Source organism: Comamonas sp. B21-038 (assembly GCF_022387135.1).
GTDB lineage: Bacteria > Pseudomonadota > Gammaproteobacteria > Burkholderiales > Burkholderiaceae_C > Comamonas > Comamonas sediminis.
Genome location: NZ_CP092462.1, coordinates 4,890,001 through 4,902,436 on the forward strand (window position 1 = coordinate 4,890,001; position 12,436 = coordinate 4,902,436).

A 12,436-nucleotide genomic window follows, 5' to 3' on the forward strand; every position below is an offset into this window, starting at 1 on the left:
CGACTGCGTGAAGTCGGAATCGCTAGTAATCGTGGATCAGAATGTCACGGTGAATACGTTCCCGGGTCTTGTACACACCGCCCGTCACACCATGGGAGCGGGTCTCGCCAGAAGTAGGTAGCCTAACCGCAAGGAGGGCGCTTACCACGGCGGGGTTCGTGACTGGGGTGAAGTCGTAACAAGGTAGCCGTATCGGAAGGTGCGGCTGGATCACCTCCTTTCTGGAAACAAAGCAATCAAGATTGAACGCCCACACTTATCGGTTGTTGGAACACAAGCCAGGCGGCTAGCTTACAAGAGCTGGTTGCGTGGAATGGGTCTGTAGCTCAGCTGGTTAGAGCACTGTGTTGATAACGCAGGGGTCGTTGGTTCGAGCCCAACTAGACCCACCATTACGGTTCCGACGGATGGCATATTGATTGGCTAAAACCAAATAGTGCACTGCGCAGGTTATAGACGATCAAAGGGGGATTAGCTCAGCTGGGAGAGCACCTGCTTTGCAAGCAGGGGGTCGTCGGTTCGATCCCGTCATCCTCCACCAATACTTGGTTATCAAACCAGATTCCGATAAACACTTATCAAGATTGACCTTAAGTGGTCATCAACACCAAAGCAGTTTGGCGACAGACTGTTTTGTTGTTGAGCGATATAGATCGCATAACACGGCTGTTCTTTAAAAATTCATAGAGTCGAAAATCAGCGTTGCTGGTGGAAAGCAGAAATTCGTAAAGGTTTTACTGCACCGTGCCACCAGCAACAATTTGATTGCGTCAAAACGAATGAAACTTTGCGAAAGCAATTTTTATTCAGTAATGACGAATATTCTTCAAGAATGTGAATCTGGGAAACTGGGTTTACAGCAGAGATATTCACATTACGGCATAACGCGCGAGGTGAGAGACCTCGCATAAGCAGTTGCTTGGGTTCTTGGCTTGAGATCTAGCGATAGATATCAAAGTTATAGGGTCAAGTGACTAAGAGCATGTGGTGGATGCCTTGGCGATGATAGGCGACGAAAGACGTGATAGCCTGCGATAAGCTTCGGGGAGTTGGCAAATAAACTTTGATCCGGAGATTTCTGAATGGGGGAACCCACCTAGCAATAGGTATCACTGAGTGAATACATAGCGCAGTGAAGCGAACCTGGAGAACTGAAACATCTAAGTACCCAGAGGAAAAGACATCAACCGAGATTCCGATAGTAGTGGCGAGCGAATTCGGAAGAGCCTTGCAGTGATAGTCAGTGTGTTAACAAAACGGAATGGAAAGTCCGGCCATAGTGGGTGATAGCCCCGTATGTGAAAACGCATTGGTGGTACTAGGCTGCAGATAAGTAGGGCGGGGCACGAGAAACCCTGTCTGAATATGGGGGGACCATCCTCCAAGGCTAAATACTCATCATCGACCGATAGTGAACAAGTACCGTGAGGGAAAGGCGAAAAGAACCCCGGGAGGGGAGTGAAATAGATCCTGAAACCGCATGCTTACAAAAAGTCGGAGCCCTTAGGGGTGACGGCGTACCTTTTGTATAATGGGTCAGCGACTTACATTCAGTGGCAAGCTTAACCGAATAGGGAAGGCGCAGAGAAATCGAGTCCGAATAGGGCGACAAGTCGCTGGGTGTAGACCCGAAACCAAGTGATCTATCCATGGCCAGGATGAAGGTGCCGTAACAGGTACTGGAGGTCCGAACCCACTAGTGTTGCAAAACTAGGGGATGAGCTGTGGATAGGGGTGAAAGGCTAAACAAACTTGGAAATAGCTGGTTCTCTCCGAAAACTATTTAGGTAGTGCCTCAAGTATTACCTGCGGGGGTAGAGCACTGTTTAGGCTAGGGGGTCATGGCGACTTACCAAACCTATGCAAACTCCGAATACCGCAGAGTACAGCTTGGGAGACAGAGCACCGGGTGCTAACGTCCGGACTCAAGAGGGAAACAACCCAGACCGCCAGCTAAGGTCCCTAAAACGGGCTAAGTGGGAAACGAAGTGGGAAGGCTAAAACAGTCAGGATGTTGGCTTAGAAGCAGCCATCATTTAAAGAAAGCGTAATAGCTCACTGATCGAGTCGTCCTGCGCGGAAGATGTAACGGGGCTAAGCCAGTTACCGAAGCTGCGGATGCACAGTTTACTGTGCGTGGTAGGAGAGCGTTCTGTAAGCCTGTGAAGGTGTCTGGTAACGGATGCTGGAGGTATCAGAAGTGCGAATGCTGACATGAGTAGCGTTAAAGCGGGTGAAAAGCCCGCTCGCCGTAAGCGCAAGGTTTTCTACGCAACGTTCATCGGCGTAGAGTAAGTCGGCCCCTAAGGTGAGGCAGAGATGCGTAACTGATGGGAAACGGGTCAATATTCCCGTACCGATGTGTAGTGCGATGTGGGGACGAAGAAGGTTAGCTCAGCCAACTGTTGGATATGTTGGTTCAAGCCTGTAGTCGTGCTCGGTAGGCAAATCCGCCGGGCTAAGATGAGGGGTGATAACGGGTCTGCTTGCAGACGAAGTGAGTGATACCCAGCTTCCAGGAAAAGCCACTAAGCTTCAGCTACACACGACCGTACCGCAAACCGACACTGGTGCGCGAGATGAGTATTCTAAGGCGCTTGAGAGAACTCAGGAGAAGGAACTCGGCAAATTGACACCGTAACTTCGGGAGAAGGTGTGCCCCAAGTAAGTGAAGTTGAACAAATGGAGCTAAACGGGGTTGCAAAGAATAGGTGGCTGCGACTGTTTAATAAAAACACAGCACTCTGCAAACACGAAAGTGGACGTATAGGGTGTGACGCCTGCCCGGTGCTGGAAGATTAAATGATGGGGTGCAAGCTCTTGATTGAAGTCCCAGTAAACGGCGGCCGTAACTATAACGGTCCTAAGGTAGCGAAATTCCTTGTCGGGTAAGTTCCGACCTGCACGAATGGCGTAACGATGGCCACACTGTCTCCTCCTGAGACTCAGCGAAGTTGAAATGTTTGTGATGATGCAATCTCCCCGCGGAAAGACGGAAAGACCCCATGAACCTTTACTGTAGCTTTGTATTGGACTTTGAACAGATCTGTGTAGGATAGGTGGGAGGCTTTGAAGTGAGGATGCTAGTTCTCATGGAGCCAACGTTGAAATACCACCCTGGTGTGTTTGAGGTTCTAACCTTGGTCCATGATCTGGATCGGGGACAGTGCATGGTAGGCAGTTTGACTGGGCGGTCTCCTCCCAAAGCGTAACGGAGGAGTTCGAAGGTACGCTAGTTACGGTCGGACATCGTGACGATAGTGCAATGGCATAAGCGTGCTTAACTGCGAGACTGACAAGTCGAGCAGATGCGAAAGCAGGACATAGTGATCCGGTGGTTCTGTATGGAAGGGCCATCGCTCAACGGATAAAAGGTACTCTGGGGATAACAGGCTGATACCGCCCAAGAGTTCATATCGACGGCGGTGTTTGGCACCTCGATGTCGGCTCATCTCATCCTGGGGCTGTAGTCGGTCCCAAGGGTATGGCTGTTCGCCATTTAAAGAGGTACGTGAGCTGGGTTTAAAACGTCGTGAGACAGTTTGGTCCCTATCTTCCGTGGGCGCTGCAGATTTGAGGAAGCCTGCTCCTAGTACGAGAGGACCGGAGTGGACACACCTCTGGTGTATCGGTTGTCACGCCAGTGGCATTGCCGAGTAGCTATGTGTGGAAGAGATAACCGCTGAAAGCATCTAAGCGGGAAACTCGTTCCAAGATGAGATCTGCCGGGGGCTTGACCCCCCTGAAGAGTCGTTCTAGACCAGGACGTTGATAGGTTGGGTGTGGAAGCGCAGCAATGCGTTAAGCTAACCAATACTAATTGCTCGTGCGGCTTGACCCTATAACTTTGATCGGCCCCCCCCTTAGATGGGGGCCCAAGCAAAGAAACACTGCAACTGCAGTTATGCCAAAGACTTGAAGTGAGAAAAAGATGGGCACGAAAGTGTTACAATCTCATCCTTCAGGTCGGCGCAATCAAATTACGCTGATAAGACTCTATGAATTCGCTTCGAAAGCAGCAACGCCCTGATCGACCGATCAGCGCCAAGCAGCCAAGAAGCAAAAAGTTATGCCTGATGACCATAGCAAGTTGGTACCACTCCTTCCCATCCCGAACAGGACAGTGAAACGACTTCGCGCCGATGATAGTGCGGATTCCCGTGTGAAAGTAGGTCATCGTCAGGCTTTTATACTGATCAACCCCTCTGCTCTTCCCGAGTAGAGGGGTTTTTCTTTTGTCCGGCGCCTGGTGGTGCCAAGCGGTGCATGCCGCATAATGGTCCATCCAGAACAACAAGCGCATGCAGGGGGACCATGACACCGACTTATTCCATCGGGCAGCTGGCAGCAGAATTTGATCTGACGACCCGGGCCATCCGCTTTTATGAGGACATGGGCCTGTTGCACCCTGAGCGCACCGGCGCCGGCGGCAAGCAGCGCGTGTATTCGGCCAAGGAGCGCACGCGCCTGCGGCTGACCTTGCGGGCCAAGCGCCTGGGGCTGACCCTGCAGGAAGCCAAGGAAATCATCGACCTTTACGAGTCGCCGCGCGACACCGGTGTGCAGCTGAGCCGCTTTATCGAGGTGCTGACGGCGCACCGCCAGCGCCTGCAGACCCAGTTGGCAGATTTGCAGGCCAACTTGGCAGAAATTGATGAGCATATGCAGGAAGCCCATGTTTTGCTCGCAAAGCAGCCGTCAAAAAAATAATATATAGTTGACGTGAACGTAAACGTAATGATGCCGTTCCACCGCCTTCGCCGGTGGCCGCGGCATCTGGTGCGCCATATAGATAGGAGACAAGACCATGTCCGGATTGCCAGGCCTGAATTTCCAGTTGGGTGAGGATATCGACGCTTTGCGTGATGCCGTGCGCGAGTTTGCGCAGGCTGAAATCGCGCCGCGTGCCGCCGAGATTGACCGCAACGACCAGTTCCCGATGGACCTGTGGCGCAAGTTTGGTGACCTGGGCGTGCTGGGCATCACGGTATCCGAACAGTATGGCGGCGCCGACATGGGCTACCTGGCGCATATGGTGGCGATGGAGGAGATCTCCCGTGCCAGCGCGTCGGTAGGCCTGTCCTACGGTGCGCACAGCAACCTCTGCGTGAACCAGATCAACCGCAACGGCAATGAAGCCCAGAAGGCCAAGTACCTGCCCAAGCTGATCAGCGGTGAGCATGTGGGCGCGCTGGCGATGAGCGAGCCGGGTGCCGGCTCCGACGTCATCAGCATGAAGCTCAAGGCCGAGGACAAGGGCGGCTACTACCTGCTCAACGGCAACAAGATGTGGATCACCAATGGCCCGGATGCCGACACCCTGGTGGTGTACGCTAAGACCGAGCCGGAGATGGGCGCACGGGGTGTCACCGCCTTTCTGATCGAGAAGGGAATGCCCGGTTTTTCGATTGCACAAAAGCTGGACAAGCTGGGTATGCGCGGCAGCCATACCGGCGAGCTGGTGTTCCAGAACGTCGAAGTGCCTGCGGAGAATGTGCTGGGCCAGGTCAATGGCGGCGCCAAGGTGCTGATGAGCGGCCTGGACTATGAACGCGCCGTGCTGACCGGCGGTCCGTTGGGCATCATGCAGTCGGTGATGGACAACGTCGTGCCCTACATCCATGACCGCAAGCAGTTTGGCCAAAGCATCGGTGAGTTCCAGCTCATCCAGGGCAAGGTGGCCGATATGTACACCGTGCTGCAAGCTGGCCGCTCTTTTGCCTATACGGTCGCTAAAAACCTCGATCTGCTCGGAACCGACCATGTGCGCCAGGTACGCAAGGACTGCGCCAGCGTCATTCTCTGGTGCGCCGAGAAGGCCACCTGGATGGCCGGCGAAGGCGTGCAAATCTATGGCGGCAATGGGTATATCAACGAGTATCCGCTCGGCCGCCTGTGGAGAGATGCGAAACTCTATGAAATTGGCGCCGGCACCAGCGAGATTCGCCGCATGTTGATTGGGCGTGAGCTGTTCGCAGAAACCTGCTGACCGGCTGCGCTGCGCCATCCTGATACCCACACAACAAAAGGATAGCCTTATGAGTACAACCTCCATCAAAGACCTGTTTGACCACAACCGTTTGTGGGCAGAGCAGATGGAGCGTGACCGCCCCGGGTTCTTCACGGGCCTGATGTCGCAGCAGCACCCCAAGTACATGTGGATCGGTTGTTCGGACAGCCGTGTGCCCGCCAACCAGATCACCGGTCTGGAGCCAGGTGAGGTGTTCGTGCACCGCAATGTGGCCAATGTGGTGGTGCCCAGCGATCTGAACTGTTTGTCCACCATCCAGTATTCGGTGGACCAGCTCAAGATCCAGGACCTGATGGTCGTGGGCCACTACGGCTGCGGCGGCGTGCTTGCGGCGCTCGAAGGCCTGCGCCTGGGCCTGGTCGACAACTGGACCCGCCACGTGCGCGATGTGCGCGACAAGCACCTGGCACTGCTGCAAAGCCTGTCGCCCCAGCACCGCCATGATGCGCTGTGCGAGCTCAATGCCATCGAGCAGGTGGTGAATGTGGCGCAGAGCACCATCTTGCAGGACGCCTGGACGCGCGGCCAGAAGGTGACCTTGCACGGATGGTGCTACAGCCTCAAGAACGGCCTGATCACCGACCTGGAGATGACCGTTCCAGGCATTGGCGGGCTGTCCGAAGTCCACCAACGCGCCGTGGCCCTGGTGGCCGAGCGCAAGCGCGATTAAACCCGCCAGGCATCCCTGCGTCCAGGGCTGCCTTTTTTGCAGCGCGAGCGGTCCCTGAGAGGCCTGCCGCACAAGACCCGAATTCAATCAGGAGACACCAGATGCATGATCCCGTCGTTATCGTTGGCGCAGCCCGTACCCCCATGGGTGCGTTCATGGGCGATTTTGCCGAGCTCTCGGCCAATGACCTGGGCGGCGCGGCCATCAAGGCAGCGGTGGAGCGCGCGGGTGTCGCCCCTGAAAAAGTGGAAGAGGTGCTGTTCGGCAACTGCCTGATGGCTGGCCAGGGCCAGGCCCCGGCGCGCCAGGCGCTGTTCAAGGGTGGTCTGCCCAAGAGCACCGGCGCTGTGACCCTGTCGAAGATGTGCGGCGCCGGCATGGAGGCCACCATCCTGGCCCATGACCAGCTGGTGGCCGGCAGCCGCGATGTGATGGTCGCCGGCGGCATGGAAAGCATGACCAACGCCCCCTACCTGCTCAAAAAGGGCCGTGGCGGCTACCGCATGGGCCATGACAAGGTTTTCGACCACATGATGCTCGATGGCCTGGAAGACGCCTATGAGCCCGGCCGCTCGATGGGCACCTTTGGCGAGGACTGTGCCGCTAAGTATCAGTTTAGCCGCGAGCAGCAGGACCAGTTCGCCATTGCCAGCGTGCAGCGCGCGCAGGCGGCGACCGCGTCCGGCGCTTTCAAGGCAGAGATCACGCCGGTCACTGTGTCCACCCGCAAGGGCGAGGTCACCGTGAGCGAGGACGAAGGCCCCGGCAAGGCGCGCCTGGATAAGATCGCCGCCCTCAAGCCCGCGTTCAAGAAGGATGGCACGATCACGGCGGCGTCCAGCTCCAGCATCAATGATGGCGCAGCCGCTCTGGTGCTGATGCGCGAATCCACCGCCAAGGAGCTGGGCTGCAAGCCGCTGGCCAAGATCGTGGCCCATGCCAGCTACGCGCAAGAGCCCGAGTGGTTCACCACCGCACCGATCGGCGCGACCGAGAAGGCCCTGAAAAAGGCCGGCTGGAAGGTCGAGGATGTGGACCTCTGGGAAATCAATGAGGCCTTTGCTGTGGTGCCGATGGCGCTGATGGCCGACATGAAGGTCTCGCACGACATCGTCAACGTCAACGGCGGCGCCTGCGCGCTGGGCCACCCCATTGGTGCCAGCGGTGCGCGCATTCTGGTGACCCTGCTGCATGCGCTGCAGGCCCGTGGCAAGCGCCGTGGCCTGGCTACGCTGTGCATTGGCGGAGGTGAGGCCACTGCGATGGCGATTGAAATCATGTAGTCTAGTCATCCTGACAGAGGAGAAACTATGACGAACCAATCGGTGGGCCCCGGCCCGGGGCAGCTGCAGGCAAAGGATATCGAGTCCTTCTGGCAGGAATTGGTCTACCAGGAGCGCCACTTGGCGCTGTTGCCCAACCAGGCCTTTGTGGTGCAGGCCAACGAGATGCTGGCCCGCATCGCCCCCGATTTGGCGCTGGAGCTGGAGCGCTCGGAAGGCAGCCTGTTTTCGCGCCTGGTGTTCAGCGCCCATGGCAATGTCGACCAGTTCGAGAACCTGATGGCGCTGGTGCGTGCGGCGCCCAGCCTGCCGGGCTACAAGGTGCAGGCCTTCCGCAACCGCAGCCCCATCAACGATTTCAGCATGGCGATGGAGGGCCTGGAGCTCTCCTGCTCGGACGTGCTGGTGGCCCACTACGATGCCGGCGGCATCGTTGGCCTGGAGCTGGGCTTTGAGAAGATCATCGCCCCCGAGCAGCGCGAACTGGCCCAGCACATGGCCTTCATCATGCTCGACCATGTCCTGGGCGAATGGGACTTTGCGGTGCGGGTCGGCCCGGTCGATGTGGTCGATGCCTTCGCGCCCGAGGTCGCTGGCGTGGGCCCGCTGTCGGCCTTCCCTGCCGTGTTCGATGCGTTTTTGCGCGACAGCCTGGGGCGCAGCTACCGCTTCCCCCCGGCCGACGATGACCGCTGGAAAATGCTGGAGGCACGCCGCCGCGATGCCCCCGCCGATGCCGTGCCCGATCTGCTGGGCCTGCGCCTGTCGGCCAATGCCGTGGCCACGCGCGCCGATCTGCCTTACTGCCTGCAATGGACCTTAACGTTTGAAGACGGCGAGACCCTGGACCAGGCACGTGATGCGCAGGAAGGCTTGCAGGCGGCGCTGGAGCGCATGGAAAACGGCATTCTGGCTTATACCCGTATCGAAGGCATGCGCGAGCGCACTGCCTGCTACTACGTCGATGACGCGGCAGCCGCCCGCCAAAGCCTGCAGCAGCAGGCGGTGGCCCTGCCCGGGCGCGTCGACGTGTCTTTCGATCCCTCCTGGGATGCGTATCTGGCCGTCTATGCAGCCGCAGGCGCTGCGGCGGCCGATGCAGAACATGACGATCCGGAGGCTGCATGATCGAATCTACCGAGCAACTGCGCGCGCTGTACGCCCAGCCCGCCGAGCGTGCGCTGGCCAAGCAGCTGGACCACCTCGATGTGCATTGCCAGCGCTTTATTGCGTTGTCGCCGCTGTGCGTGGTGGCCACGGCCGGGCAGGCGGCCGAGATGCTCGATGCCTCGCCCCGGGGCGGCCCGCCCGGCTTTGTCAAATGCCAGGGCGCGCAGCACCTGCTGCTGCCCGATGCCGGGGGCAACAACCGGCTCGATTCGCTCAGCAACCTGCTGACTGATGCCCGTATCGCGCTGCTTTTCCTGCTGCCTGGCGTGGACGAGACCTTGCGCGTCAACGGCACCGCAAAGCTGCGCGATGAGGCCCGCTTCATCGATGTGTTCGATGGCGAACGCCAACGGCCCAAGCTGGTGATCGAGATCGAGGTGCGCGAAGCCTATCTGCACTGCGCCAAGGCCTTGATGCGCTCGCGTCTGTGGCAGGCTGAGGCACAGATCGCGCGCAGCACCCTGCCCACGCTCAACCAGATGATCCATGACCAGATGGGCTCAAGCGCGGCACCCGAGCCTCAGGCGGACATGGTGGCGCGCTACCAGCAGCAAATCCTGCAAGAGCAGGGACAGTGACGACAACCGCCGAGGAGGGCGTAGGAATGGCTGTGATTTTGGTGATCGGCGCCTCGCGCGGCATTGGCCTGGAGCTGGTGCGGGAATATGCGCAGGCAGGCTGGACGGTGCTGGCCACGGTGCGTGATGCCGAGGCGCAGGCGCGGCTGCAGGCGCTGGGCGCGCGGGCTTTTCTGGTTGATGTGCTCAAACCGGAGAGCGTGACGGCACTGGCCACGGCATTGGCGGGCCAGCAGATCGACTTGGCGATGTATGTGGCCGGTGTGATCCGCCGGCCCAATGCCCGCACGGTGCCGACCCAGGCCGATTTTGATGCGGTGATGCACACCAATGTGCTGGGCGCCATGCAGCTGCTGCCGCAGATCGGCCCGATAGTCGAGGCCAGCGGCGGCGTGTTTGCCTTTATCTCGTCGTCGATGTCGCAGATCGAAGGCGTGGATGACAGCTATTCCTGGCTGTACAGGGTCAGCAAGACAGCGCTGAACATGGCGGTGGCCTCCGCCCAGCATGACTACCCCGGCGCGCGCCTGATCACCTTGGACCCGGGCTGGGTGCAGACCGACATGGGCGGGGATGAAGCGCCGCTGACCGTGCAGCAAAGCGTGAGCGGCATGCGCCAGACCCTGGCCTCGGTCAGCGATGCGGACAAGGGGCGCCTGCTGCACCACGATGGCCGCCGCGCCAAGCACTGGTAAGCCCGCCAAGCAGACAGCGACAGAACGAGAAAATCCGGAGACAACCGATGCTTTTGAACGACGACCAGACGATGATCCGCGATGCGGTGCGTGAATTTGCCCAGGCCGAGCTGTGGCCGCACGCCGCGCAGTGGGACCGCGACCATGTGTTCCCCAAGGCAGCCCACCAGGGCCTGGCCCAGCTGGGTGCCTACGGCATCTGCGTGCCCGATGCGCTCGGTGGCGCAGGGCTGGATTACATCAGCCTGGCCTTGGTGCTGGAAGAAATTGCCGCTGGCGACGGCGGCACCAGCACCGCCATCAGCGTGACCAACTGCCCCGTCAATGCCATCCTGATGCGCTACGGCAGCGATGCGCAGAAAAAGCAATGGCTGGCACCATTGGCAAAGGGCGAGATGCTGGGCGCCTTCTGCCTGACCGAGCCCCATGTCGGCTCGGACGCCAGCGCGCTGCGCACCACCGCCACCAAACAGGGCGATGCCTATGTGATCAATGGCGTCAAGCAGTTCATCACCAGCGGCAAGAACGGCCAGATGGCGATCGTGATTGCGGTGACCGACAAGGGCGCCGGCAAAAAGGGCATGAGCGCCTTTATCGTGCCCACCGACAACCCGGGCTACCAGGTGGCGCGGCTGGAGGACAAGCTTGGCCAGCACAGCAGCGATACCGCGCAGATCAATTTTGAGAACTGCGTGGTGCCGGCTGAGAACCTGATCGGTGCCGAAGGCGAGGGCTACAAGATTGCGCTGGGCGCGCTCGAAGGCGGGCGCATCGGCATTGCTGCGCAGAGCGTGGGCATGGCCCGCAGCGCCTTTGATGTGGCCGTGCAGTACGCCAAGGAGCGCGAGAGTTTTGGCACGCCCATCATCAACCACCAGGCCGTCGGCTTTCGCCTGGCCGAATGCGCCACGCAGATCGAGGCCGCCCGCCAGCTGATCTGGCATGCTGCCAGCCTGCGCGATGCCGGCCAGCCGTGCCTGAAGGAAGCGGCCATGGCCAAGCTGTTTGCCAGCGAGATGGCCGAGCGCGTCTGCAGCGCCGCCATCCAGACCCTGGGCGGCTATGGCGTCGTCAATGATTTTCCGGTGGAGCGCATCTACCGCGATGTGCGGGTCTGCCAGATCTACGAAGGCACCAGCGATGTGCAGAAGATCCTGATCACCCGCGCGCTGGCTTGAGGGCCTTTGCAGGATCGTGAAAAACAAACCCGGCGCTGCCGGGTTTGTTGTTTAGAGCGCCAGGCGCCGGCCGTCGGCAAACACCATCAGCTCGCCGGGCTGGAAAGCTGTCCACTGCTCGTTGGTGGTCAGCGGCGACGTCACCACCACGGCCACCCGGTCCTGCGGCGTGGTGCAGGTGGCAAAGTCGATGCTCAGGTCCTCATCGCTCAGCTGTGCCTGCGAGAACGGATGCGCGCGCTCGGTGTAGCACAGGAAGGTGTTCGCATGGGCCCAGAGCGCCTCGCCATTGGAGAGCAGAAAGTTGAAGGTGCCATGCGGCGCAATCTGGGCGGCCAGCTCGCGCAGGGTGTGGGTCAGCTCGGCAATGCTGGGCGTGCCGGCATGGGATTTCCACAGCTCCTGCATCAGCCAGCAAAACACATGCTCGCTGTCGGTATCGCCCACCGGGTGAAAGTGGGTGTGCAGGCGGGGGCGGAAGTCCTTGAGATCGCCATTGTGGGCAAACACCCAGTTCTTGCCCCAGAGCTCGCGCACAAAGGGGTGGCAGTTCTGCAGCAGCACCTGGCCCTGCGTGGCCTTGCGGATATGCGCAATCACATTGCGGCTGTGGATGGGGTAGCGCCGCACCAGCTCGGCCACCGGCGACTGGACGGCCGGCTGGTGGTCCACCAGCAGGCGCAGGCCGCCTTCTTCAAAGAAGGCGATGCCCCAGCCATCGCTGTGGTGGTCGGTGTTGCCGGCCCGCTGCGAAAAGCCGCTGAAGCTGAAGTTGATGTCGGTGGGGGTGTTGCAGTTCATCCCCAGCAGTTGGCACATGGCAAAAACTCT

The 12,436-nt window shown here is 59.2% G+C and carries 9 protein-coding genes, 2 tRNA genes and 3 rRNA genes (1 of these 14 cut by a window edge); 13 read left to right on the forward strand and 1 reads right to left on the reverse strand.

What is annotated here, in order from left to right; genetic code table 11:
* The 13 genes from MJ205_RS22265 to MJ205_RS22325 form a co-directional block, all read left to right on the forward strand.
* Positions 1-221 (forward strand): 16S ribosomal RNA (locus tag MJ205_RS22265); it begins 1,308 nt to the left of the window's first position.
* Between the two features lie 94 nt (positions 222-315).
* Positions 316-392: transfer RNA gene (locus tag MJ205_RS22270), tRNA-Ile, on the forward strand.
* A 73-nt stretch (positions 393-465) separates the two neighbouring features.
* Positions 466-541: transfer RNA gene (locus MJ205_RS22275), tRNA-Ala, on the forward strand.
* Between the two features lie 423 nt (positions 542-964).
* Positions 965-3,841, forward strand: a 23S ribosomal RNA gene (locus MJ205_RS22280).
* A 231-nt stretch (positions 3,842-4,072) separates the two neighbouring features.
* A 5S ribosomal RNA gene (gene rrf, locus MJ205_RS22285) occupies positions 4,073-4,185 on the forward strand.
* Together the 16S, 23S and 5S rRNA genes with 2 tRNA genes alongside form the textbook arrangement of a ribosomal RNA operon.
* Before the next feature lie 129 nt (positions 4,186-4,314).
* The gene (locus MJ205_RS22290) at positions 4,315-4,710 is read left to right on the forward strand and encodes a MerR family transcriptional regulator (protein WP_239810411.1); all 396 of its coding nucleotides are present in this window, start codon (positions 4,315-4,317) and stop codon (positions 4,708-4,710) included.
* Between the two features lie 97 nt (positions 4,711-4,807).
* Positions 4,808-5,989, forward strand: a complete 1,182-nt coding sequence (locus tag MJ205_RS22295) for an isovaleryl-CoA dehydrogenase (protein WP_021024982.1) — start codon at positions 4,808-4,810, stop codon at positions 5,987-5,989.
* 49 nt (positions 5,990-6,038) lie between these two features.
* Positions 6,039-6,701 (forward strand): carbonate dehydratase, encoded by a 663-nt coding sequence (can, locus tag MJ205_RS22300; RefSeq protein ID WP_239810412.1) that lies wholly within the window; start codon positions 6,039-6,041, stop codon positions 6,699-6,701.
* Between the two features lie 101 nt (positions 6,702-6,802).
* Positions 6,803-7,984 carry an acetyl-CoA C-acyltransferase gene (locus tag MJ205_RS22305; RefSeq protein WP_239810413.1) on the forward strand — a complete coding sequence of 394 codons (1,182 nt, stop codon included), beginning with the start codon at positions 6,803-6,805 and terminating at the stop codon, positions 7,982-7,984.
* A gap of 27 nt (positions 7,985-8,011) precedes the next feature.
* Entirely contained in the window at positions 8,012-9,112 is a 1,101-nt protein-coding gene (locus tag MJ205_RS22310; RefSeq protein WP_239810414.1) for a hypothetical protein, read from the forward strand.
* On the forward strand, positions 9,109-9,732 hold the full coding sequence (locus MJ205_RS22315; RefSeq protein ID WP_239810415.1) for an MSMEG_1061 family FMN-dependent PPOX-type flavoprotein: 624 nt from the start codon (positions 9,109-9,111) through the stop codon (positions 9,730-9,732). The genes MJ205_RS22310 and MJ205_RS22315 overlap by 4 nt, the downstream gene beginning before the upstream one ends.
* Positions 9,733-9,758: 26 nt before the next feature.
* Positions 9,759-10,427, forward strand: a complete 669-nt coding sequence (locus tag MJ205_RS22320; protein WP_239810416.1) for an SDR family oxidoreductase — start codon at positions 9,759-9,761, stop codon at positions 10,425-10,427.
* Positions 10,428-10,474: 47 nt separating this feature from the next.
* Positions 10,475-11,605: an acyl-CoA dehydrogenase family protein gene (locus MJ205_RS22325; RefSeq protein ID WP_239810417.1), complete on the forward strand. Its 1,131-nt coding sequence runs from the start codon at positions 10,475-10,477 to the stop codon at positions 11,603-11,605.
* 51 nt (positions 11,606-11,656) lie between these two features.
* On the opposite strand, the gene MJ205_RS22330 is transcribed toward MJ205_RS22325, so the two are convergent.
* A complete protein-coding gene (locus MJ205_RS22330) occupies positions 11,657-12,424 on the reverse strand; it encodes a class II glutamine amidotransferase (RefSeq protein WP_239810418.1) in 768 nt (255 codons plus the stop codon).
* Between the last annotated feature and the right edge of the window lie 12 nt (positions 12,425-12,436).